The sequence below is a fragment of the Alkalibacterium sp. AK22 genome, assembly GCF_000585255.1.
GTDB lineage: Bacteria > Bacillota > Bacilli > Lactobacillales > Carnobacteriaceae_A > Alkalibacterium.
Genome location: NZ_JANL01000028.1, coordinates 1 through 24,432, shown reverse-complemented (window position 1 = coordinate 24,432; position 24,432 = coordinate 1). Strand labels below are relative to the sequence as shown.

The window sequence follows — 24,432 nt, the reverse complement described above, 5'->3', positions numbered from 1 at the left end:
GGAGGGCCCGTGCCCTCCTTTGATCAGGCCCGCCGGTATCCTACTGGATCTGACTGACCGGTTCTTTTACAGCATGCGTCAGGGTGCCGTCCAGTGTCACGTCTTCACCGTAAAGCTTGAAGCTCAATGCCTCACCCTCTTGCAAAGTAAAGGCGACTTCATCGGTAGAGACATCAACTTTGATCAGTCGGCCTCTGTATTTCAGCTTGAAGTTATAGCCCTGCCACTGTTTTGGACAGTATGGTTTGAAGGACAGTTCTCCTTCCAACGTGCGCATACCGGCAAAGCCGTGAACAATAGACAGCCAGCCGCCACTCATAGATGTGATATGCAGTCCGTCTTCCGTATCATTGTTGTAGTTATCCAGATCCAACCGGGCTGTCCGCTCATACATTTCAAAAGCTTTATCCTTTTTGCCCAGCTCCGAAGCCAGAATCGAATGCACCAGTGGAGATAGAGACGACTCGTGAACGGTCATCGGCTCGTAGAAATCAAAGTTCTTCTCTTTTTCTTCCATAGTAAACTCATGATTCAGGAAGTACAGTCCCTGCAGCACATCGGCCTGCTTGATAAAAGGCGAACGCAGGATTTTGTCCCATGACCAGTTCTGGTTGATTGGACGCTCTTCCGGCTGCAAGCTGTCGACTGGACGCAGTTCCTTGTCTAAGAATGTATCATGCTGAACAAATATACCCAGTTCATCGTCTTTCGGATAATACATGTGTGCCACAATGTCTGCCCACTTATCCAGTTCTTCTTTTGTGATGTTCAGTGATGCATGCTTTTCCTGTGCAGCTTTTTCAAGCGATTCCATCGTGTAGCGCAGTGTCCAGGCCGCCATTTTATTCGTATACCAGTTATTGTTGACGTTGTTTTCGTATTCGTTCGGTCCGGTCACGCCATGAATCATATACTGGCGGTTACGGGCAGAGTAATGCACACGGTCCGCCCAGAATCTGGAAATGCCGACCAGGACATCGAGCCCCTTGTCCAGCAGATAGCTTTCATCCCCGTAGTAGGTGCTGTAATTATAGATCGCGTGAGCAATGGCCCCGTTTCGGTGGATTTCTTCAAACGTGATTTCCCACTCATTGTGGCATTCGATTCCTGTAAAGGTCACCATTGGATACAGCGCTCCGTCCAGTCCCTGCTTGCCGGCATTGGTATAGGCCTGCTCCAGCTGGTTGTGACGGTAGACGAGCAGCTGTCTGGCTACTTCTTCATCCGTAATAGACAGGTACATCGGTAGGATGCAAGATTCTGTATCCCAATATGTTGCCCCTCCGTATTTCTCTCCGGTAAAGCCTTTCGGTCCGACGTTCAGACGCGGATCTTCTCCGTAGTAAGTCGCAAACAGCTGAAAAATATTGAAACGGACACCCTGCTGACTGGCTTCATCTCCATCGATCACGACATCGGCATTGTTCCAGCGGTTGGCCCACTCTGACACATGTGCGTCACGTACAGACACATATCCCTGTTCAGCCGCTGTACCAATTAGCTCCGCAGCCGCTTTAACCTGGTCCGCTTCTTCAATATCCCGGCTGGTCACGACAGATATCAGTTTGACTAGAGAAGCCTTCTCCCCGGCAGCAAGCTTGCCGCCGAACGATTCTTCGACTTTCATTTCCGCATCAGCTGAATTGCTCTTTTCCAGATTTTCAGCCTGGTTAGCCATCATGGTCGTCACTGTGAAATGGTCGGTTCCAAAGTTATTTTCAATTGTTTTGGTCGTCAGATATGGGTACGGAGCCAACCCGCGTCCGCGTTCCAGCCAGAAATCTTCATCGTAGTTGCTGTCTTCATTTTTGACAGCCCCGTCCAGATGCGGGATCATTTCGATGTCTGCTTCACCCTTGATCACTTCCGCATCAACTTTGATGACAGCCAGTTCCTTGGTGGCGGCACTCACAAAGCGGGAGAAGCTGAAGGCTACGTCAACCTTACCGTCAGACCAGATATAAGAGCGGTTCAGTATGCCCTCTTTCATATCCAGCTCGAGACGGAAGTCCTTCACATCATCGACAGCCAGATCGACTTGTCTGCCGTTCACCTTGACAGTGACGGGAATGAAGTTGGTTGCATTAATCACTTTTCCGAAATAATCCGGATAACCGATTTTCCACCAGCCCACACGGGTCTTGTCTGGATACCAGACGCCTGCCAGATAGGTTCCGATGTGCGTATCCCCGGAGAACCCTTCCTCAAAATTCCCTCTGAGTCCCATATAGCCGTTTCCGATTGAAGTGAGACTTTCCTGTACACGCTTATTGTCCTTGACATTTGTGGTGATGACCTTCCACGGATCTACCATTGCAATTCTTTCCATAATTTTACACGTCCTTATTTTATATTATTCACCAGTGTATTTGATTGCTTCCAGCAGGACCTTGCGCTTTTTAGCCCGGTCACGCTTGTTGATCAGCAGCTCTCTGCGTTCTTCTTCATGATCCTCATAGTAGAATATAGAGAATCCGTTCTGAGACAGCATCGTTTCGTTTCCGTCCGCTATATCGTTCAGGTGGAATACCTTCTTCGCTCCATGCGGGATCAGCGGCAGGAAGGATTCTTCCTCATCCTGATTGAAGAAGAACAGCAGCTCACGGTTGCCCAGCCTACGCTTGAATCCCAGGAACTGTTCGTCATCCCTGACATCATGCCATTCGGTTTCTCCACTGACGAGAATGTCGGAATAGGTTTTGCGGAAATGAACCAGCTCTTTAGTAAAAGCCAGCATGTCCTGGTCCTGCTTATCTTTGTCCCAGACCATGCACTTGCGGCAGTCCGGATCCATGCCCCCATCCATACCGATTTCCGTGCCGTAGTACATGCAGGGAGCCCCGGGCTGGGAGAACAGGAAGGCCATCGCTGATTTCACGAGGTTCTTGTTGCCCCCGGCCTTGGTTAGCACACGCGGGGTGTCATGAGAATCCAGCAGGTTGAACATGACTTCTGTCGTCTGCTGACGGTACAGCATCTGCTGGCTGTTCAAACTGGATACCAGTCTGGATGGAGACAAAAACTTCTTAAAGAAGTAGTTTTCGATATTATCTGTCGTTGCATAGTTCATGACTGCGTGAAACTCGTCTCCGTTCAGCCAGTTCTGGGATGTATGCCAGATTTCTCCCAGAATATAAAGGTCTTTTTTAATGGCGGTGGTTTCCTTGAAGAATCGCTTCCAGAAGAAATGGTCCACTTCATTGGCAACATCCAGTCTCCAGGCATCGATATTGAATTCTCTGACCCAATAAGTCGCAATGTCTAGCAAGTATTCCTGAACCTCCGGATTCGCTGTATTCAGCTTCGGCATGTGGCCCGTGAAAGCGAAGGTATCGTAATTGACCCGACCCACGTTTTCCAGCTCTTCTGTACTCAGTTCGCTAATATCCTTGACCGGATAGGAATGAATGTAAAACCAGTCTGTATATTTAGATTTCTCCTGATTTTTTAGTACGTCCTGCCACTGGGGCGAATGGATACCCAGGTGATTAAAGACGGCATCAATCATCACGCGAATACCCCTGCTCTGGGCTTCTTCGACCAGTTTCTTGAACAAGGCTTTATCTCCAAAGTCAGGATCGACTTCCATATAGTCGATGGTGTCGTACTTATGGTTGGAAGTTGCTTCAAATATTGGGGTGAAATAGATCCCATTGATGCCTAAATCTTCAAGGTAGTCTAGCTTATCCAGCACCCCTTGAATGTCTCCGCCGTAAAAGTCGTCCCGGGACGGATGCGCCTTGCTTCCCCAGGGGAGGGTCCCTTCAGGATCATTAGTCGGATCGCCATTAGCAAAGCGTTCCGGGAAAATCTGGTACCAGACCGTCTCACTGGCCCATTTCGGTGCACGAAAAGCATCGATTTCGTGGATGTAAGGCACGCGGAAGTAAAAGTTCATCTGTTCCAGAAAAGTATCTTCAAACGGATAAATCCCCTGGTCTGAATAAAAAATCTCCACCCCGTCCTTGCCGATCACTCTGAATCCATACGCCATCCGTTTAGTCGGCTCATGCGTATCAATCATCCAGTAATCGTGCAGATTCGTTGTCGCAATTTTTTTCATATCCTTGCCTTCCAAGTACCATTTCTCTTCGTCGAGAGAATAGGGATCACCACTCAGTAACTCAACGGCCTGCACATCCTCGGCCTTGGTCCGGATGCGAATATGATAATGTCCGCGCTCGTAGAGGTAAGCATATTCACTCTCGGCCCGGTGATAAATTGCAGCTGTATCCATAATGAAAACTCCTTCTATAAGTAAAAAAGACACGTACTTTTTTTATGCTTTTATTTTTTATGATAAAGCGGTTCCATCTAAAGTCTAGCATTCAGGCCAAAATTTACAAGCTGATTTCAGGTGTTATCGGTAACAGAAATTAAAATAGTCCTCTCCCCAGACAGGCTATCATGCGGACAAAGCGGAACGTCTTCTTTTTATCCTTACTGGCTGTTACGTTTGTGCGACTTGCTCCGGTACAAAACGTTCAAGCATGCTATCTTTAAATAAAGCCAGCCTAGAAATGGTTTCAGCTTGTTACTCTTTCCTATGATTAGACAGACTCCCTTTGATTCAACCCGGATTGACGAAGCCAACCTGTTACAGCTGGCTTGTTTAACATTTTTTAGACAAACTGTTTCATGCTAAGCAGACAAAAAGGCAGCGTTTAGTCCAGGGCTTTTCCTCCCTTGAATAAACGCTGTCTGTATTAGAATTCTACATTTTTTCTTCTTGATATTAAAAACCGTCAGCTGAGTGAGCTCTGTTTCACCTGATTGCGGGTCGTTCCACCCAGTTTCAGTTCAGTTTCAAAAAGTTCGCTGCCTTGAGGCTTACCATTCTCCTTGACTTTTTTCAGGACCATACGGGCACAGGCCGCTCCCATTTCAGCAGTGGACTGCTTAAGGGTCGTCAGGTGCGGATAGGCAATCTGGTCCAGGAATACGCCGTCATGACCGATAACGCCGTAGTCATTGGGAATATCGTAACCTTTTTCCTTTATTTCCCTGATTACGCCCATTCCCAGACGATCGGAGGCGCACAGAAACAGCGTATTTTTCGGAAAGTCCGCCCAATTGTCTCTGATAAAACGTGCGGAATAGCGTGAACGGTTCTCCAGTCGGTACAGACACTTTTCTCTACCATATTTCTCCATCACTTTAGCGTAGCCTTTCTCTCTGGAAAGGGCAAACGGTTCATCGACATCTATGCCGATATAAACAATTTTTTCATAACCATCTCTGATGGCATATTCCGTGGCCCGCTCCATGCTGCTCTCGTTGTTGCTATCGACATAGTCATATCCGATATCGTTCTTGCCGTAAATGACCGTTGGCTTTTTCAGACTCTTGACCAGTTCCTCATCTTGCTTGCGCATACCACATACGATATAACCATCAGAGTCCCCGATTTGAATATTTTTGTGGGTCAGCAACTGCAGGCTGTAAGCAGACTTGTCCAGCTCATTAGCTATTCCTGTCAGCAGAAACATATAGTAAGGTTCGGTCGTATCCATCTCCTCCAAAATCAGCAGTTTGATGATTTGCGTCCGGTTATTGGCCAGTGCCTTGGCTGCAGCGTTCGGACGGTAGTTGAGGTCCTGCATGGCTTCATAAACCAGCTTTTTCAGTTCATCGGTCACTTGCTCTGGATGATTGATGACACGAGAAACTGTCATTTTCGATACATTAGCTTTTTTTGCAACATCATTTAATGTAACCAAATGTGTTCCCCTTTCTAACTTGCGTGTTGCCTGAAGCATGGTGCTAAACATTATTTCTTTCATTATAACAAAAATCATACCGCTGTTTCTGCCTGAAATCGAGAGAATATGTGAACATTCAAAGCAAAAAAATCCTGGTTCAAGTTAGTACCACGCTGAGAACTCTACTCTTGGCACTCACCTCACCAGCCTCTACCCTCCAACGAAATAACTCCCAGTTATAAATAGTCGTCCTCTGTATATACACGCTTTAAGCTGGCGACCAGATCTTCCAATATACGAATCATATAGCCCGGCTTTCTTATGTGACGCAGGCTTTCCTTAACCTCTGCCAGATAGTCCAGCTGATGGCGGTCAAGCAGGCGACATTCCTCATCTGAAAGTTCAAGAGAGGAATCGATTGTCTGCTGATAGGTCTGAGAGTCTAGTTTCCATACCCGGATGTCGCTGGTATAATGCAGCAGCAGTTCTTCTGCACGAGTCAGGCTCTCTGGTGTAAAATCTCCTATATATCGCATCTGAAAGCCGCTGTCCTGAATCCGGTCAAAAACCTCCCAGACCGCACAGCTCCAGCTGCGGTTGATAGAAATCATTGGCAGCCAGGGAATCTCATCCAGAAGACGGGTAAACAGTTCCGGGTCGTCTACAAGCCAAACAATGCCCTTCTCATGGGCAGGATAGACAGCAATCAGTTTGATTACTTCCCTCAAAGGTACCGATAAAACACTTTGTGTATGAACCGCTGCTTCCCAGACCGGTTGATACCCTTTTTGCGTTTCGGCAAAGCAGTTAGCTACGGTTACGGTATCCGTAATATCTTCTCTAAATAAGTTAAAACTCTCCAGCAAATCATCCTCTGCTTCACGTGAAGTCGGCAGTGTGACCGGCTCGACCGCATGCAAGCGTTCAGTTTCCGCCAGCACGTGCAGCCAAAGCTTACCCAGAGGACTAGTCGGCTGGAAGGCATCGGCATCAAGCGTTATGATCTGGCTGAATACCGACAGGCGGATTGGCCGGCTTGGCAGCAGGCGGACTCCTTCTGACAGATAAAGCACATACTGTTCAAACTGATGGCTGGATTCTGCGATTATCTCATGGATCCAACGGGTATCACTCGTTGCCCGCCCCAAATAAGCCAGCCAATCTTTGACCAGTGAAAAATCATGTTCAAGTCTTTTCAAATACGTTTTTCTCTGCTCTTTCGTTTCAAGCGACAGCAGGGTTTCATCATAGTAATACTCTAACAGCTGGATCAGATCCAGGCCATTAAAAGGCGGACTGTCCAGTTTTCTGTTGAAGGCTTCCAGGTCGACTGTTCCTTTGTCCCGCAAAGAATCTATAGACACCTGAAAAAAGTGCGCCAGTGATTCCAGCTCTTCCACTGAAAAATCTAAAATACTGACCGTTCCCTTGATTCTCCGGTGCTTGAGCAGTTCATCTCTGAACAACCAGAAGAGCCTGTTCATACCGGGCTGAGTTCTGAAAAAATCGACGGCTTTATATATGTTTGTCATGATTAAAGCTCCACCTCTCTTTAAAGCTGACATCTTTTTTATTTTACCACTAAACTTGACATTTCCCTATTTTTTTAACAAAATGTGACAACTCTCTTATTAATTTGCTACTGATGGTGCACATTAGGCTCAACACGACTGACCCTTGTGATAAGATACGAGTATTGATGTTAATTTATTTCGAAAAGCTAGCATGCCAGTCTCAAATGGCCTGCTGCTGATCACAACGATCCGTATTTAAAACTGCTTTTAGAATTGGGTTTAAAAAAAGGAGATTTCATTCTGTGAATAAAAAATGGTTTGTAAAGCTGAACATCATTTGTCTGACTGTGCTGACCTTAAGCTTGGCCTTGCCTGCCGCAGCTGCTTTGGCTGTAGAAGACGAAAAAACTGAAAATGAATCTGAAGAAGCAATAGAATATATCGATATCATGGTCCGCTATAAAAATGAAGTCCCGGCTGAAGAGGAACTGGATCCGGCTTTTAAGAATATAGAGACTTTGTCTCTACTTCCTGTACAGCTGATGTCCGTACCGACTTCTAGCGTAAAAGATATCAGCCTGCAGGAAAACGTCAGCCGCATCACTTTTGACCATGAGATGACGACACTGGAAACCGGCCGGAGCCAAACGTCGGCATCTGAAAACTGGAATCAGGAAATGGTCGGCGCCTTCGATGCCTGGGATGAAGGTGTGACCGGTGAAAACGTCCGAGTCGCTGTTTTAGATACTGGTTTTTATGACCACGCGGACATCAGTTATGCAGGTGGACACAGTATCTTTGACGAGTCCTACAGCCGCGGAGCCGACGACTGGACCAACGATCACGATGGACACGGAACACATGTGGCCGGTATCATCGGTGCCAGCCAGCATACTCGAGCTCAAGGTATCGCTCCCGGTACAGACTTGTACGGTGTTAAAATCTATCATGCAGAAGACGGGAACCGGACACGTGCCAGCAGCCTGATTAAAGGAATCGAGTGGGCGATTGAAGAAGGGATGGATATTATTTCCATCAGTTCCGGCTATCCGGAACCCAGCGTCGAGATTCGTGAAGTCATCCGTGAAGCGCATCGGCGTGGCATCATGGTCGTGGCCGCCAGCGGAAACATTCCGGATGGCAGCGACTATAAACCTGCCGATTATCCTGCAGCCTACGAAGAAGTCATTGCCGTTTCCAGTCTGGATCAGGATAGATATCGGGTCCACGATTCTGTGATCGCCAGCGAAAATGAACTGGCAGCACCAGGACGTCAGATTTTAGGATTAGGCAACAGTCCGGACGGCTTTTCAACCATGTCCGGCACTTCTCAGGCAACACCTCATGTAGCAGGAGTAGCCGCTTTGCTTATGCAAAAGTACCCGAACGAGTCGGCCAGCCAGATCCGTTCCCGTATGACGCAAAAAGCCAGAGACTTAGGAGAAGAAGGCCGTGACCCCCTCTATGGCTACGGGCTGGTCCACTATTTGGAAGAGGAATTGGAAGCCCCGGCTGAAGAAGAAGAATCCTCTTCGGACAACGAGCCAGACGAGGAAGAGACGGATACGGAAGATGCATCAGATGACTTGGGCGAGTCGAATACTGAAGAAGACGAAACAGCAGAAGAGGATGATTCCGACCCCGCTGACGAGCCAAACAGCGACACCCAGACAGGCGATGCGGACGATACCGCTCGTTCAAACGAGCAAGAAGATGAGACGGACACTTTCGACACCAACGAAGAAGACGGAACTCACACAGAAACAGAGCATAACGACAGCGCCGACAGTGATGAGGAAGAGCCTTCCGAAGACGAACTGCTGCAGAGTACGGTGTGGATCAGACCAACAGATTCTAACGGGATTGCTACGATTGATGATGATGATATTGCCGGAGTCGCCGACAATGGTGTCCTTGCAATTTCCTTTGATTCTTCCCTTGCCCACCTTCAGCGTGTCAGCCTGAGCAGTGAACAGACAGCGATGCTCAGAGAGCGGAACATCTCCCTGCTGATTGCCCGTATCGACATGGAATGGGTCATCCCTGCTGCCAATCTGCAAGCCGGCAATGCCTTACTCGCTTTTGAAACAACAGAGGAAGAGCTGGAGTATACGGAAACAGCTCAGAGCGCAGTTATCGATTTTTATATAGAGCAAGAAGGTCAGATGACCACTGTCTTCCCTGACGAGATGACCTACCGCTTCTTTACTGACCAGCCGGAACTGAACAATGAATACCTGTACAGCTGGGATGAGCAGCAAGAAGAATGGACTCTGGCTGGAGATGACTATTCTAATGGCGGCGTCGGTGGCCGCCTGACTTCAGTTGAAACCTTGGCTGTTTTCAATGCCGAAGACCTGTCTGCCGCTATTCTTAGCGGCGCTGCCTCTGATGAACCTGAACCAGAGAATACCGAAGAGAGTGATGACCCTGCCGAACCGGTTGAATCGGTTGAAGCCGGCGATCCTGACGTGAATGAGTCTTCCTTTGAGGGTGATTCCGGTGAATTACCTTTCGTCTTGGCCGGTGGTGCAGTGATCCTAGCCTCTGTCGGTGGCGGCTTCTACTTCTTCGGCGGCAAGCCTAAATCCTGAAACAGGCAAGCAACTACATGCCAGTAGAAGAGGCTTTTCGCCTCTTGACAGCTATAAATAAAAAACCTCAGTCAGATTGCCTTCCAACGTTACAGCTATAGGCTAACATTGGAGAATAGGAATCTGTCTGGGGCTTTTTTGTGCTCACACGTGTCTGACTAGACCGCTTTGCTTTCTTAGATGTGCAGCAGAGGCAAAAAAAGGACTTCTCTGCTGATTCAGCGCTGTGAATCGGCGGAAGTCCGGGTGTGTTAGTTTTTCACCTGAAAGAGTAGGATCCTCTTTTTTTAGACGGCTTATTTCTCAGCTTGTAGATGATCGGATTCAGGAGGGCCAGGGCCAAGATGCCCAGATACATATAAAGAGTAACCGAATCTCCACTGAGGGTTAAATCTTCCAAGAAGGTATTTTCAACGACGAGCAGGACCGTGGCAATCACAGCATGGGAAAGCGAGATGGACAAGACCGAAAAGAAAGTCACGATGGCGTTTTGGCCTTTAGGGATAAGCGATAAAAGCAGAAAGACAAGCAAGATGGCAAGAATGATGCCGAATACTAGTCTAAACTGCGTAAAAAGTTCGAGTTCCATGTTGAAGTCTCCTTTTGATAACGTGCTTTCTTTATTTTACTAGGACACTGCCAGAAAAACAATTGCGTTTGTGTTAAAAATGGACCTCATTTCCCCCCAGCCCATACTCTGGTGCTGACGGTTAGTTGCGCTGATCACTGAATATCCAGCTGCCGTAGACATTCTGGACTTCTATCATTTGATAGGCAGATAGATCATCCGGCTCCTGTTCGGCTTCAGCTAGTGAGAGGGACTCAAAGGTGATCCGGTCAGACTGTACAAAACCGATTGAGGTGAAGCGTTCGTCGGTCAGCTGATAGCGCCGTCCTCTGATGACTGATTCTGGTGCATGCCACGTGACCTCTCCCCGAATGCGGAAGGCAAAGCGCTCATCCTCCCCGAAAGCGAAGTAGTGGGTCCGTTCCCGTGTGCCGATGTAGGTGTAGGGAAAGGATTCGCTCACTTCTTCTGCTTGGTACATGTCCAGAGCACTCAGGCGCTCGGACAGCGTACCGGACTGGCCGAAATAGCGGACCAGTTCAGGATCTTCATCTGACTGCATGCCCAGTATATAGGTGTGTGAACGGATGCCCGGGGTGATGTAGTTGTTCTGATGGAGCCAGTGGGAGTTGCCTATATGTCCAGACACAAGGTAGCTGGCTGAAGCGATCAGGAAAGTCAAAAAGATACCTGTGGCCCATTTCCTGAACAGCTGACCTCTTTCTGTATATGAATAGACAAATATATACACAAGCAGCAGAAACAGAAAAATTAAAGCAAGAAGCGGCAAGGTAAAGGTATAAAAGCGTTCCATTTCGATCCATACTTCAAACATAAGGCACCTCTTTTATTTTTTTTAAGCTGCAGCTCGGTCACCATTGGCAGGTACAGGGTATCGCCTTCTTCCAGTTCAAGGACCGAACGGGTTAGACGCTCAGATACAGAAACGAGTTTTTTGAGACGCCGATCTTCTGTATGGCCAGCTGGCGGTTTTTGGTCACTCCGTCACTGATTGAAAAGCAGCAGTAACATCCCCTTCATCTATGCCCTGAACATTCGGCAGCAAAAGCTGGCTGTACATCAGTCCCGCTCCTAGCACCAGCACCATGATCAGCCGGTTTTTCATGTTCCGCCACATCTACCTCAGCGTTTCCTTGATTACCTGTTTGTTCATTTAACCGGTCCTTTTTATGTATAGCCTGCGCTATTCTCATAAGTCTATCACACGTATATCAGAATAAAAGGTATTTTATAATTTTCTTCTCATTTTCCGTTTTTTTCATACTTTCTTCACATCATAACCGGTTATTCTAGTAAATGATGCACAGAAAAGGCCCTGCTGTTCAGGCAGGACCTCCTCGATTGCATGAGCTGAAACATCAGAATGGTCTTCAGTCTGACCAGGTCAGAGCATAGTGGCTGTCCAGCAAATAAGGACGGTAGTAAGCCAGCGTTCCCGCCAGTGGAAGCAGTTCTTTGGGCAGGTCGATACACAGAACTTCCTTGATGTAAGCCCGCCTGTCTAAAATTCGCTTCCAAAGATCAGGATAGAGCTGACGGATGGCTTCCCTGAGGGTGTCATCCGCTACCGCGACCGTACTTTCAGCTGATACACCCTGATGTCCGGCCTGTTTCGGAATAAAGTCGACCTGAAAAATCATGCCCGACTGCACCCGAGCATCAGACCCCTCGTAAAAAGGAGACGACAGCCACTCCTCATCCGCCGTTAGATGACCCGGGCAGAGCTCCCAGCCGTATGTTTGTCTGGGATAAAATGAATCAAAGGCCACATAAAAGTCACTGCCCTTTACACCAATCTTGAGATGAGTCAGCCAGTAAACATAAGCTTCAAAATAAGGGAGCACCACATCCTCTAAGTAGCCGGGATCTACTTTTTCCAGTGCTTCTTTGCTTGCTACGGCATAGCCGGAGCGGCTGGACAGGCCACCTTTGTAGGCGACGGTTAAAGCTACCTTGTCCCCTTCCGTCAGCTGTCTTTCAGTAGGATACAGATTGGCCTGTATAAAGCGCTCGCCGAAAGCTCCGATGGTAACGATAGTGGCGTACTGGCCTTTCTGGTTCAAGCAGCCCCCAATCTCAAACTCCCTGACCCCCGGACGTAAAGCATCCATCGCCTCCAGCACCCCATCTGAAGCAAGGGCGGCTCCGAAGGCATAGTGTGCAATCTCATTGGCATTGTTCTTGATCCGAACGCCCTCTTCCGGTCCGATAAACAGTCCCGTCGCATTGACCAACCGGTCCGCTCCCACTGCGCTTTTTAGCTGGTCTAGAATGAAATGGGGCAGATCAAAGACTTTATCGCCTTCAGGGATGAGTTTCCAGCCCGCCACACCAACCGATTGTGAAGTATCGATAGCCGCTGTCTGCAGAGCCTGCTTCAGATCCGATTCTCCTCTCATCGGCTGATTGGGCAGGGAGAAGAGCGGACATTTAATGCCTTCCGCCAAGATCCTGGAATATTGGGCCTTATTAAAGTTCTCATTGCCCAGAATCAGTGTCGCCTGGCCGCTGCTGTTCACAATCAGCAGGGCCTCCTCAAAACGGGGAATAAAACCCGTCAAGTATTCAAAATTGCTGCCATGCTCCTTGTCTGCATAGATTATTAAAGACGATAGCCCCTGGGCTTTCATTCGCTCCAGCACTTTTTTCCGGCGCTCTGCCATCGTCTCGTCTGTGAGCATGATTTTTTTATCCGGCTGCTCTTTCACCGGCGGTCTGACTTGCTTGATTCTGACTCCCACTTGCACTCTCTCCTCCCTGCCCGGTCCTGAAGACTCCTCAGATAAGCCGTTCGCCGGGTCACCTCTTCCATTTCAGACGTGCTACTCTGCTCTTCTGTTTATTTTGAATCAGTTGTATAAAGCCCACACCTATTAAGTCAATCCGTCACAGCTCACGAATCAACCAGGTGTCGCAGGCACTGTGCTCTGTCCCTTCAAGAGGAGCGTCTAGCTTTTCAAAGCCATATGTCCTGTAGAGCGCATTCGCCGCGGACAGGGAGGCAAAGGTCTCGATATAGAGCCGGCTATAATGCTTTTCAGCATAATTCAGGGCCTGCCTCATCAGCCGGTGGGCCAGCCCTTGCCCTCTTTCGTTTTGAGTAACATAGAGCTTCTGTATTTCTCCGATTTTTTCTTTTACATTAAAAGGACCGACCCCTATCCCGCCGATCACTTCTCCATCTTTTTCCATCACCCAGTACTGCCGGTCTGGCTGACAGTAATACTGGGAAAGGGAAAACAGATGCGGGTCAAAATAAGCCGTTCCCAAAACAGCCAGACCCGCTTCTTCTAAAGACTCTTGCACGATCCGTCCGATTGTGTCATTATCTTTTTCTTCTATTGCCCTGATGTGAACCATCCTGTCCTCTCCTTTATAGCCGTGTCAGCCGCACACTCGTTTATCTCAACTGGCCTATCTCTTTTGCCCTATTTGATTTTAACCTATCCTACCATATTTGCTTCCTAAAAATCAGTTTCTTTTTCAAGGCAAAGTGCTCACACCTCTATCAGCTGGCATGCTAGGATACACATGAGCAATAAAGTGCAGCTTATTTAAATCAGGTAATCTACACGCTGAACGGAAAGGATGAATAAAATGACGAGTATATTTGATCTGATTATCATTGGAAGTGGTGTCGCAGGCAAGAGTCTGGCCTCGGGCTTTGCTTCCAAAGGCAAGTCCGTTGCCGTTATTGAGGAAGACTTGTGGGGAGGGACATGTCCCAACCGCGGCTGCGATCCAAAAAAAGTCCTGCATGCCGCTGTGGAAGCCATGGACAAGGTAAAGCAGCTGAAGGGAAAAGGCTTAGAAGCCGAAGCAAGGATCAACTGGTCTGAACTGATGGCATTCAAGCAGACGTTCACCGACCCTGTCTCTGATCAAAGCAGACAAGGTCTAGAGGATGCAGGGGTTCAGACCTTTACCGGTAGCGCTCACTTCATAGACGCCACCACTATAGAGGTCGGGGCTGACCGACTGTCCGGCCGGCAGCTGGTCATTGCCAGCGGGGCTTCTCCTTTGTTGATTGATATCTTAGGAAAAGAACACTTTAAAACAAGTGACGACTTTCTCTCTCTTCCTGACCTGCCGGAATCCGTAACTTTTGTAGGCGGAGGGTACATTACGTTTGAGCTTGCTGCCATAGCCAGCACTGCCGGCGCCAAAGTCCATGTGATCCAGCACAACGACAAACCGCTCAAAGCTTATGATTCCGAGCTGGTTGAGGAACTGATGAACCAGCTAAAAGGCAAGGGAGTTCAGTTTCATTTAAATACGGCTTTACAAGAAATCAGACAAATCGATCAGGGCTATTTATTGAAAGCAGGCGCTGACTTTGAACTGCAGACTGATCTGGTCTTTGGGGCTACCGGGCGCAAGCCCAATACTGATGCACTGAACTTGGCCGCAGCAGGTATCGACTTCGATAAAAAAGGGGTCCTGGTCAACGCCTACATGCAGACCAGCAACCCGTCTGTCTTCGCCTTGGGCGACGTCGTGTCCAAAACCATACCTAAGCTGACACCTGTCGCAGGTTTTGAAGCCAGCTACCTCCTGGACTTTCTGACCGGCCAGACGGATGAAGCGATCACTTATCCTCCTGTTCCAACGATTGTCTTCAGCTCTCCCAAGCTGGCTCAGGTTGGCGTAACCAGAGCTGAAGCCGAACAGTCTCCTGATCACTACAGCGTTTCAACAGTTGATGCCGGGTCTTGGTTCAGTTACAGCCGGATAAATGAACCGGTCTCCAAAGTCACCCTGGTGACCGATGCCCAATCCGGCTACCTTGTCGGTGCAGCCTGTCTGAATCAAGAAGCGGACCAGCTGATCAACGACCTTACCCTGCTGATCAGCCGGCAAGTATCTACGGCAGAGCTTTCTCGCCACATCTTTGCCTACCCTTCAATCGCAAGCGATCTGCCTTCTTTATATAATTAAACAAAGCCTTTCACATTCAATCGTGTGCGTACGTTCTGAACGAACGGGCTCACACGATTTTTGTATACGCAACAGACCCTTTGCCTCACATTAGAGGGTCTGTCCATTCAACTGATTAAATCCAGGCTGCTTCTGGCCGATTGTTTAAAAGCCCCTTATTTCCTTTTCCCATTCGACCGGCCTAAAGGAAGCGCTGGACTTGAACAGACCTTTACGATTGTCTATTTTCGCTCAGCGAAAATTACCCCTTCAGCCTACAAGCCCTCCCCTCACAGTCAAAGCCATGCACTGAACGTTCTGGCTGTTTTCCTTATGTGTTCGATCCAAATTACCCTCTGCGGGTAAGGAAAACCTGCAATTCATAATCCGTAGCGTCTGATAAAGACAAGACTCATGACGATTAGCCTTAATCATCATGTTTATCCGATAAAAAAGACCACCTTTATGACGATTAGTCCTTAACCGTATAAGTGAAGTCATGGTAGAAGGATTGAGTTGAGAAGCAAGATTTAACAAGTTATTAAAAAACATACATCAATCTGACTAACGCCAGTCTTTCTCGAATGACATAAGTGTTTTCTCCTATTTTTCACTTTTTATCTTCATTTTTTTCTACCCCTATGAGTATATGATTACAGTTTTATGTCAGCACTTTGTTATACTTTAACAATAGAACATTAGGAGGTAAGTAAATGATACGCTTTGATAAAGTTGACAAGCGCTACGGCGATACGGATGTCGTATCCGACTTTTCACTGGAAATCAAAAAAGGCGAGTTTTTTGTCTTGATTGGTCCCAGCGGAAGCGGAAAGACCACCACACTAAAAATGATCAATAAACTGATCCCGATATCCGACGGGACCCTGACCATTGAGGACAAAAAAATCAGCGAATACGACATTCAGGAACTGCGCTGGAATATCGGCTATGTTCTGCAGCAGATTGCTCTTTTCCCCAACATGACTGTGGAAGAAAATATTGTGATCGTGCCTGAGATGCTTAAGTGGTCCAAGGCAGACATGAAAAACCGTGTCACAGAACTGCTGGAAAGTGTCGGCATGGATCCAGACAAGTACCGCAGCCGTCAGATTTCAGAACTGTCCGGTGGTGAGCAGCAGCGCATTGGCGTCCTGAGAGCCCTGGCCGCAGATCCGGATATTATTTTAATGGATGAACCCTTCAGCGCACTGGACCCTATTACAAGAAACCATCTGCAAGAAGATGTCGTCCAGCTTCAAAGAAAGCTTAAAAAGACAGTCGTCTTTGTTACTCATGATATGCAGGAAGCCATCAACTTGGGCGACCGGATCTGTGTAATGAATAAAGGTAAAATTGAACAGGTCGGAACGGCCAAAGAGATCCTGAACAGTCCATCCAATGATTTTGTCAAGGAATTCCTACAGACAGGTTTGCCGCACTACCAAGAAGAGAAGACTGTCCAGCATCTGTTGGATCACAACTATTACTCTGCTGACGAAGCAGTATTTACCGCAACGATTGATGCCAAGGCTTCGCTGAACGACTTGATTCTGCTGCTTGCAGAACATCCGTCTGTACAGGTAACTGGAACGCATCAAAATGAGCGGGTCATCAACCGGGAACACCTGGTTCACTATATGGCCAGTGACATTAGAAATGACAAGGAGGTCCAAGTCTAATGAACGTTTTAATCGAAACCTTCCAACAGCGTAGTGGTGACCTCTGGACTGCTCTGATCGAACACATGCAGTTATCTTTTATTTCTTTATTTATAGCCGTTCTGATTGCTGTGCCTCTAGGTATCCTTTTAATGGGAAGCAAAAAGATTGCTGAACCGATTATCCAAGTCACAGCTATTTTTCAGACCATTCCATCTCTAGCCATTTTAGGTCTGCTGATTCCTCTTGTCGGCATCGGGACGGTTCCGGCTGTTATTGCCCTTATCGTCTATGCCTTGCTGCCGATTTTGCGCAATACCTATACCGGCCTAACCGGTATTGATCCTTCATTGAACGAAGCAGCGGATGCCATGGGGATGAGCCGCTGGCGTAAGCTAGGTAAAGTGCAGCTGCCACTGGCCTTGCCCGTCATCATGGCCGGAATCCGAACCGCTATGGTCCTGATTATCGGAACAGCGACGGTCGCTGCCCTAATCGGAGCCGGCGGACTGGGTAGTCTGATCCTACTCGGGATTGACCGGGGAAACAATAACCTGATTATTTTGGGTGCGGTCCCTGCTGCCTTACTGGCTATCGTATTCGATCAGCTCCTTCGCTACTTCCAGAAAACCAGCCTGAAACAGACGGCTATTATTTTGGGTACAGGGCTGGTACTACTCACCGGCCTGGTCAGCGCTCCTCTTATATTCGGCGAAGACGATGATCTGGTGATTGCCGGTAAACTAGGATCAGAACCGGAAATTCTAATGAATATCTACCGCCTGCTGATTGAAGACCAGACTGACTTAACTGCCCGCGTGGAACCTAACTTCGGGCGTACGACATTTGTCTTTAATGCTCTTCGTTCTGGCGAGATTGATATTTATACTGAATTTACCGGAACCGTTCTGACCAATTTCTTTGACACCGTTCCAGAACCGGGCACAAGTGAGGAAGCGGTCTTCGAAGAAGCCCGAGATCTGCTGGCTGAAGCGTACGACATGACTCTGCTGGATCCAATGGCTTTCAACAATACTTATGCCATTGCGGTTGAACCTGGCTTTGCTGAAGAAAACGGTCTGGAAACTATTTCGGATCTGGCTCCTGTCGCCAGTGAAGTGAATGCCGGCTTTACTCTGGAGTTTAATGACCGGGCAGATGGTTACCCGGGTATACAGGAAATGTACGGCTTCTCTTTTGGCAATGTCACTACTATGGAACCACAGCTGCGCTATTCAGCTATCGAGCGTGGCGATGTCAACCTGATTGATGCTTACAGTACCGACGCTGAGCTGGCTGAGTTCGGCCTGGTGGTTTTGGAGGATGATCAGGATCTGTTCCCTCCATACCAGGGTGCACCACTGATGATGACCGCCTTGGTCGAGGAGTATCCTGAAATCGCCGATGCACTCTCAGTACTGGATGGGCTGATTGATGACGACCAGATGCGTGATATGAACTACATGGTCGACTTTGAAGACCGTCCGGCTGAAGACGTCGCCCGTGAGTTCCTGATTGAACAGGGACTGCTCGAAGACTAATCCTTTTATCTGAATCACCAATTAAATAAGTTGAACATGACCGGTTAAAGCGTAAATTACTCCCACGTTTTTAACCGGTCATCTTTTATTTACGCCCTTTAAAATGTTCGTGTTTAACTGATTTCACATCGGTTAAAACTGTGAATATTCGTGTTTTTCTGCGTTATAACTGAACATTATAGGCGTCAGCTCTGTAAACAATCATTAAATTTTGATTAAAATTAAACACCCTGATTTATGTTGGGTGACCTCTGCCAAAAGCAACAAAGAGCTTCAGATCAAGCTATACTAGACAATCCAGGAGAAAGACCGCTTTTGCCCTATTATTATAATCATCTCAGATTGAAAATTTTATGAAAATACCATTTGCTAAGCCTAATCCGCTTTGGTACACTAATTCTTAAAATTATCAGACCGAACCGCCAAACCTTAAGGAGGATTTTCATTTATGTCACAATGGGAAACGAAATTTGCTAAAAAAGGATTCACTTTTGATGATGTACTATTAATGCCACAGGAAAGCCACGTTCTGCCGAATGATGTCGATCTTAGTGTGAGCCTGACAGATAAAGTTAAATTGTCGATCCCGGTTTTGAGTGCCAGCATGGACACGGTGACAGATTCCCGTATGGCGATTGCGATGGCCCGCCAGGGTGGACTGGGTATCATCCATAAAAATATGTCGATTGAGGACCAGGCGATGGAAGTCAAGAAGGTTAAGCGTTCCGAGAACGGCGTCATTATTGATCCTTTCTTCCTGACGCCGGATCATCTGATTTCCGACGCGGAAGAACTGATGTCCCGCTACCGTATCAGTGGTGTGCCTCTGGTCAATTCCATGGATGACCAGGTCTTAGTCGGTATTTTGACCAACCGCGATCTGCGTTTTCTGACTGATTATTCACAGAAGATCAGTACAGCCATGACCAAGGATGACCTAGTGACCGCTCCTGTCGGGACGTCGCTTGAAGAAGCAGAGAAAATCCTTCAGAAACATAAAATTGAAAAACTGCCGATCCTGGATGAAAACGGCCGCCTGAGCGGACTGATTACCATTAAGGATATCGAAAAAGTCGTGGAATTCCCGCATGCTGCCAAAGATGAGCACGGCCGTCTGCTGGTTGGAGCCGCTATTGGGGTCACTAGTGATTCTTTCGAGCGTGCTCAGGCTCTCGTGGATGCCGGCGTGGACGTGATTGTTATTGATACAGCTCACGGACACAGTGCCGGTGTAATCCGAAAAATCAAGGAGCTGCGTGATGCCTTTACAGACGTTGCCCTGATTGCCGGAAACGTCGCCACAGCTGAAGGAACGCGCGCTTTGTTTGAGACGGGTGTAGATGTCGTGAAAGTCGGTATCGGACCCGGTTCAATCTGTACGACTCGCGTAGTCGCTGGTGTGGGTGTCCCACAGATCACAGCTATTTATGATTCCGCAACAGTGGCCAGAGAATACGGCAAAGCAATTATTGCAGACGGTGGAATCAAGTACTCCGGCGATGTCGTTAAAGCTCTTGCAGCGGGTGGACATGCCGTCATGCTGGGCAGCCTGCTGGCCGGAACAGACGAGTCACCTGGTGAATTCGAACTCTTCCAGGGTCGCCGTTTCAAGACTTACCGTGGGATGGGAAGTCTGGGCGCTATGAAGAAAGGATCCAGCGACCGTTACTTCCAGGATTCTAAAAATGAAGCCAACAAGCTGGTCCCTGAGGGTATCGAAGGCCGTATCGAGTACAAAGGCAGCCTGCAGGAAGTGATCTTCCAGATGATGGGCGGTTTGCGTTCCGGTATGGGATATGCCGGTGCCAAGGACTTGAAAGCCTTGAGAGAAGATACTCAGTTTATTCAAATGAGTGGAGCCGGCCTGCGTGAATCTCACCCGCATGATGTGCAGATTACGAAAGAAGCGCCAAACTATTCCGTACGCTAAAAACAAAATCAAACAGACAAGGTGTGAAATAAGTGACTTCTACTATTGATACAACGAAACTGGAGAAGCTGATCGTTTTGGACTTCGGGAGCCAGTACAATCAGCTGATCACGCGTCGAATCCGAGAATTCGGTGTGTATTCTGAACTGCTGCCGCATACGACAACAGCTCAGGAACTGAAAGACATGAACGTCAGCGGAATTATTTTCTCAGGTGGACCGATGAGCGTCTATGACGATGGCGCCTTCTCCATCGATCCGGAAATCTTTGAGCTGGGCATCCCTATCTTGGGGATCTGCTACGGCATGCAGCTGATGACTTACATGCTGGGCGGCGAAGTAAAGCCAAGCACAAACCGCGAATACGGTAAAGCGCAGATCAGCGTTCAGGACCGTACAGCCGAACTCTTCACGACGCTTGAAGCTGAAGAAAACGTCTGGATGAGTCACGGAGACTACGTGACCCAAAGTCCAAAAGGCTTTACAGTTACGGCATCAAATGACCACTGCCCAATCAGCGCGATCCAAAATACCGAAAAGAACTTCCACGGGGTACAGTTCCACCCGGAAGTTCGTCATACCGAGCACGGTAACCAGCTGTTACGCAACTTCGCCTTTAATGTCTGCGGATGCTCAGGCAACTGGACGATGCAGAACTTTATCGATATGGAAGTGGAGAAAATCAGAGAACTGGTCGGTGACCGCAAAGTCCTCTTAGGCTTGTCTGGCGGGGTGGACTCCAGTGTCGTAGGTGTCCTGCTGAACAAAGCCATCGGCGATCAGCTGACGTGTATTTTTGTTGACCACGGTTTACTCCGTAAAGACGAAGGCGACCAAGTCATGGCCAGCCTGGAAGGTAAATTTGGACTGAACGTCATCCGTGTTGACGCCAAAGAACGCTTCCTGAACAAGCTGGACGGTGTGTCCGATCCGGAACAGAAGCGTAAAATCATTGGTAATGAATTTGTCTATGTCTTTAACGACGAAGCAGCCAAACTGGACGGAATCGACTTCCTGGCTCAAGGAACCTTGTATACCGACGTGATTGAGAGTGGAACAGCCACAGCTCAAACCATCAAGTCTCACCACAATGTGGGCGGACTGCCTGATGACATGACCTTTGAGCTGATTGAGCCGCTGAATACCTTGTTTAAAGATGAGGTCCGCGAACTCGGACTGGAACTAAACATGCCTGAATCCTTGGTTTGGCGCCAGCCTTTCCCTGGACCCGGTCTAGGAATCCGTGTCATCGGTGAACTAACTGAAGAAAAACTGGAAATCGTCCGCGAAAGTGACGCAATCCTGCGTGAAGAAATTAAAAATGCCGGCCTGGACCGCGACATCTGGCAGTACTTTACTGTCCTACCTGGCTTCAAGAGTGTCGGCGTGATGGGCGACGGCCGGACCTACGACTATACAGTGGGTATCCGTGCCGTTACATCCATTGACGGCATGACCGCAGACTTCGCCCGCATCCCGTGGGACGTTCTGCAGAAAATCTCTGTCCGAATCGTCAACGAAGTCAAGCACGTCAACCGTATCGTGTACGACGTAACGAGCAAGCCACCTTCAACGGTTGAGTGGGAATAATTTTTGTAGTCATCAGTCGCTTCACCTAATCGATTAGCTACCACACCCCTGTGTACGTGTACACTATAAAATCAAAATTGTTTACGGAAGATGGTCCCCCTGAATGAGGCAGACCATCTTCTTTTTGTTTACAACTGTATCTACAGTCAATCTTCTACTCAGTTTAGGTCGCTATGTATTCACTTTTGATGCTACTTCACCCCTTTTGGCTTTGTCAAAATCTGCCCGGATCTCCTCTTGATAGAGGTTCCTTGCTACATTTATAACCAAAAACACACAACCAGTTATATTATAACTAGTTGGACCGCGCTTTTTAAAGCAAGCCAGCTCGCTGAAACTATTCGACAGTCCTTTAATGGAAATGATTATACTGAACCAGCCCGGGTAACCAGCAGCGCAGATATCGCAACATTTCGGCATCCAGAAACAGTCAGTGAATTTTTCAGCCGGGCAGAAACTTATTAAAGCAGGCCAAGTGTAATGGTAAAAACCAAGTGGTTTCACATTAATCTCGTATTCATTTTCCCTTTATCTTAAAATGAAAATACACCTGTGAAAATGCAAGGTCAAAGACCGGGCAATTTACAGGTGTATTTTTAATTTATTTTACAGTATTACATTTGAAATACTTAAATTCTCGTTTCATTTTTAGTTGATTTAACCAGGTTAGATCCCAATAGCCCAGCAAAAGAGGTGAGTACTAAGCTGAGTAAAATAGCTACAAATGCCCAAATAGAATAACGTGAGCCAGCATCTGTTGCTTCCTCTGCAGTCACTCGGGCATCCTGTATGGTCTGCTCAACTTCAACCTGCAAATTATCTACTTCAGCCTGAAGATTAGTAATTATTTCTTCAGCTTCTGCTGCTGTTGTCTCGTATGTTTCAACGACGTTTTGCGCTGCTTCTTCAGATTCGGCTTGAGTCAAATCTGTATTTTCTTCAATAGCATTCGCAATGGCTTCCTCATCCGCAGCTTCACCAATTGTTTCCGCTCTTTCTTGCAAACTATTCAGCAGATCATCTAAAATGGCATCGGCTTCTTCAGGGTTAGTTAGAATGGCTTGTCCCGCCTCTACTATGTCATCTGTAGCTGCTTCAATTTGCCCTTCTATATAGTCAGGCTGAAGTTCCGGGATATCCGTATCTTCCAATACTTCATTAATATCATTTTGCAGTTCTTCGGTATCCACAGTTCCCGCTTCATCCGCTACATTATCAAAAGCTGTACCAAGAGCACTCCCGGTGATATCAATGGTAGATTCTGCAACTGTACCAGCACCTCTTGCAACTCCTCCGAGTACAGATCCTGCTAGCGAGAATACCCCTGAAGCTATATATGAAACCATAATAACCAATGCAATCAGACTAGTCGCCCAAGTCAGGAAACCATGAACAATACCTACTCTTCTTGACGTAATTCCTGCTACAAATCCTCCGCCAAAGAAAGCCAGCACAAAAGCCAAGACGGTCCATATAGCTAAACCAATACCTACTCCTTCAAATGGGTCATTCGATGTTGGCTCAACTACTCCAAGCCCAATGGCGGAACCCACAAACGTAAACATAATTAATAATGCAGTGATTGTCACTACGCCAGCAATAATTGCTCCCCAAGAAAGATTGAACCCTGCCTCTGCCTCGCCTGCTCCTAAGTGTCGTCTAATTCTTCTCATATCTGTTGTCTCCTTTAAATAAAATGTATTGCTTATAGGGATAATATAATAATAAGTATGTAACTACAAATATAAAGCTCCAAACATATTTATAAAGTATACAATTATTAAAAATAGCCTAAAAACAATTCATAGCAATGCTTTAAAGGTGTTACAAAAATAATTAAATTTACAAATGAATATAATTTGTTATTTTTATTCATCTTGTATTTTCACAATCTTTCTATCTTTTTTTAATCTGTTTACACACTATTTTTCTTGCATTCTTCTTATATTGAATATATCTTCACTATGTTTGTATTTAGCTTTTTGTAACATATTTAAAACGCACACTTCAAAACCCGCCTGGGTATTTTCTAATATAATTTTAACCCTATTCTTTTTTAGGAAATAGTACAGTTAGTTCAAAAAAAGTGATTTCATAAAGCATACTATCCTTTCTTTACACTACCTGCAAGCGTGTCAATCGCATTCATTTTTAGTTTAAAACAGGTAAACAGGCTTATGCCACTGAAAAAATGTAAAAACAAACTGATGAGTAAGCACTTTTTATCGTTTAAATGTACAGCTTCGATCCCTACTCAACCAGACAACCAGTAGTATCAATGATCAGCACACAATCAAAAGCCTTGGGGCATCCTAACGAAATCAATAACGCCCATCACATTGGTCCCAGATTTACAGTAATCTCAAAGAAAAATTTAAGAGGCTGGGACAAAAGTCCC

Annotated in this window: 16 protein-coding genes; 6 read left to right on the top strand and 10 right to left on the bottom strand. The window is 47.1% G+C overall.

Translation table 11 applies throughout. The features are described from left to right. Positions 1 to 40: 40 nt before the first annotated feature. The 4 genes from ADIAL_RS05770 to ADIAL_RS05755 all read right to left on the bottom strand — a co-directional run bounded on the left by ADIAL_RS05770 (position 41) and on the right by ADIAL_RS05755 (position 7,234). A complete protein-coding gene (locus ADIAL_RS05770) occupies positions 41 to 2,329 on the bottom strand; it encodes a glycoside hydrolase family 65 protein (RefSeq protein WP_155849188.1) in 2,289 nt (762 codons plus the stop codon). A gap of 24 nt (positions 2,330 to 2,353) precedes the next feature. Next, complete coding sequence (locus ADIAL_RS05765; RefSeq protein WP_081757699.1) at positions 2,354 to 4,237, bottom strand: glycoside hydrolase family 13 protein; 1,884 nt, start codon at positions 4,235 to 4,237, stop codon at positions 2,354 to 2,356. A gap of 508 nt (positions 4,238 to 4,745) precedes the next feature. Continuing rightward, on the bottom strand, positions 4,746 to 5,720 hold the full coding sequence (locus ADIAL_RS05760; RefSeq protein WP_034301170.1) for a LacI family DNA-binding transcriptional regulator: 975 nt from the start codon (positions 5,718 to 5,720) through the stop codon (positions 4,746 to 4,748). A gap of 218 nt (positions 5,721 to 5,938) precedes the next feature. Next, positions 5,939 to 7,234 (bottom strand): TIGR02679 domain-containing protein, encoded by a 1,296-nt coding sequence (locus tag ADIAL_RS05755; protein WP_034301167.1) that lies wholly within the window; start codon positions 7,232 to 7,234, stop codon positions 5,939 to 5,941. A 284-nt stretch (positions 7,235 to 7,518) separates the two neighbouring features. Between ADIAL_RS05755 and ADIAL_RS05750 the strand changes: the two genes are divergently transcribed. Beyond that, positions 7,519 to 9,810: a S8 family peptidase gene (locus tag ADIAL_RS05750; RefSeq protein WP_034301165.1), complete on the top strand. Its 2,292-nt coding sequence runs from the start codon at positions 7,519 to 7,521 to the stop codon at positions 9,808 to 9,810. Positions 9,811 to 10,069: 259 nt separating this feature from the next. Here ADIAL_RS05750 and ADIAL_RS05745 read toward each other — a convergent pair whose 3' ends face one another. The 5 genes from ADIAL_RS05745 to ADIAL_RS05730 form a co-directional block, all read right to left on the bottom strand. Then, positions 10,070 to 10,399, bottom strand: a complete 330-nt coding sequence (locus ADIAL_RS05745; RefSeq protein ID WP_034301161.1) for a hypothetical protein — start codon at positions 10,397 to 10,399, stop codon at positions 10,070 to 10,072. A 121-nt stretch (positions 10,400 to 10,520) separates the two neighbouring features. After that, entirely contained in the window at positions 10,521 to 11,213 is a 693-nt protein-coding gene (locus ADIAL_RS05740; RefSeq protein WP_034301158.1) for a hypothetical protein, read from the bottom strand. Between the two features lie 162 nt (positions 11,214 to 11,375). Next, positions 11,376 to 11,504, bottom strand: coding sequence for a hypothetical protein (locus ADIAL_RS11610; protein WP_269317612.1), 129 nt, complete (start codon positions 11,502 to 11,504; stop codon positions 11,376 to 11,378). 265 nt (positions 11,505 to 11,769) lie between these two features. After that, positions 11,770 to 13,140, bottom strand: a complete 1,371-nt coding sequence (locus tag ADIAL_RS05735) for a M24 family metallopeptidase (protein ID WP_034301155.1) — start codon at positions 13,138 to 13,140, stop codon at positions 11,770 to 11,772. A 145-nt stretch (positions 13,141 to 13,285) separates the two neighbouring features. Continuing rightward, positions 13,286 to 13,759: a GNAT family N-acetyltransferase gene (locus ADIAL_RS05730; protein ID WP_034301152.1), complete on the bottom strand. Its 474-nt coding sequence runs from the start codon at positions 13,757 to 13,759 to the stop codon at positions 13,286 to 13,288. Between the two features lie 237 nt (positions 13,760 to 13,996). On the opposite strand from ADIAL_RS05730, the gene ADIAL_RS05725 reads away from it, so the two are divergent. The 5 genes from ADIAL_RS05725 (at position 13,997) to guaA (ending at position 22,034) form a co-directional block, all read left to right on the top strand. Further along, the gene (locus ADIAL_RS05725) at positions 13,997 to 15,337 is read left to right on the top strand and encodes a dihydrolipoyl dehydrogenase family protein (protein ID WP_034301149.1); all 1,341 of its coding nucleotides are present in this window, start codon (positions 13,997 to 13,999) and stop codon (positions 15,335 to 15,337) included. 692 nt (positions 15,338 to 16,029) lie between these two features. Beyond that, positions 16,030 to 16,995 (top strand): ABC transporter ATP-binding protein, encoded by a 966-nt coding sequence (locus ADIAL_RS05720; RefSeq protein WP_034301147.1) that lies wholly within the window; start codon positions 16,030 to 16,032, stop codon positions 16,993 to 16,995. Continuing rightward, the gene (locus tag ADIAL_RS05715; RefSeq protein ID WP_034301144.1) at positions 16,995 to 18,515 is read left to right on the top strand and encodes an ABC transporter permease/substrate-binding protein; all 1,521 of its coding nucleotides are present in this window, start codon (positions 16,995 to 16,997) and stop codon (positions 18,513 to 18,515) included. The genes ADIAL_RS05720 and ADIAL_RS05715 overlap by 1 nt, the downstream gene beginning before the upstream one ends. 448 nt (positions 18,516 to 18,963) lie before the next feature. Next, positions 18,964 to 20,445, top strand: coding sequence for an IMP dehydrogenase (guaB, locus tag ADIAL_RS05710; RefSeq protein ID WP_034301141.1), 1,482 nt, complete (start codon positions 18,964 to 18,966; stop codon positions 20,443 to 20,445). 32 nt (positions 20,446 to 20,477) lie between these two features. Continuing rightward, complete coding sequence (guaA, locus tag ADIAL_RS05705) at positions 20,478 to 22,034, top strand: glutamine-hydrolyzing GMP synthase (protein ID WP_034301139.1); 1,557 nt, start codon at positions 20,478 to 20,480, stop codon at positions 22,032 to 22,034. A gap of 629 nt (positions 22,035 to 22,663) precedes the next feature. Here the strand turns inward: guaA and ADIAL_RS05700 are convergent. Beyond that, on the bottom strand, positions 22,664 to 23,707 hold the full coding sequence (locus tag ADIAL_RS05700) for a hypothetical protein (RefSeq protein ID WP_034301138.1): 1,044 nt from the start codon (positions 23,705 to 23,707) through the stop codon (positions 22,664 to 22,666). Positions 23,708 to 24,432 lie beyond the last annotated feature (725 nt).

Coding starts and splice junctions, on each gene's coding strand:
- ADIAL_RS05770 (WP_155849188.1), bottom strand. CDS start 2,329: ATGGAAAGAATTGCAATGGTAGATCCGTGGAAGGTCATCACCACAAAT.
- ADIAL_RS05765 (WP_081757699.1), bottom strand. CDS start 4,237: ATGGATACAGCTGCAATTTATCACCGGGCCGAGAGTGAATATGCTTAC.
- ADIAL_RS05755 (WP_034301167.1), bottom strand. CDS start 7,234: ATGACAAACATATATAAAGCCGTCGATTTTTTCAGAACTCAGCCCGGT.
- ADIAL_RS05745 (WP_034301161.1), bottom strand. CDS start 10,399: ATGGAACTCGAACTTTTTACGCAGTTTAGACTAGTATTCGGCATCATT.
- ADIAL_RS05740 (WP_034301158.1), bottom strand. CDS start 11,213: ATGTTTGAAGTATGGATCGAAATGGAACGCTTTTATACCTTTACCTTG.
- ADIAL_RS11610 (WP_269317612.1), bottom strand. CDS start 11,504: ATGAAAAACCGGCTGATCATGGTGCTGGTGCTAGGAGCGGGACTGATG.
- ADIAL_RS05730 (WP_034301152.1), bottom strand. CDS start 13,759: ATGGTTCACATCAGGGCAATAGAAGAAAAAGATAATGACACAATCGGA.
- ADIAL_RS05725 (WP_034301149.1), top strand. CDS start 13,997: ATGACGAGTATATTTGATCTGATTATCATTGGAAGTGGTGTCGCAGGC.
- ADIAL_RS05720 (WP_034301147.1), top strand. CDS start 16,030: ATGATACGCTTTGATAAAGTTGACAAGCGCTACGGCGATACGGATGTC.
- ADIAL_RS05715 (WP_034301144.1), top strand. CDS start 16,995: ATGAACGTTTTAATCGAAACCTTCCAACAGCGTAGTGGTGACCTCTGG.
- guaB (WP_034301141.1), top strand. CDS start 18,964: ATGTCACAATGGGAAACGAAATTTGCTAAAAAAGGATTCACTTTTGAT.
- ADIAL_RS05700 (WP_034301138.1), bottom strand. CDS start 23,707: ATGAGAAGAATTAGACGACACTTAGGAGCAGGCGAGGCAGAGGCAGGG.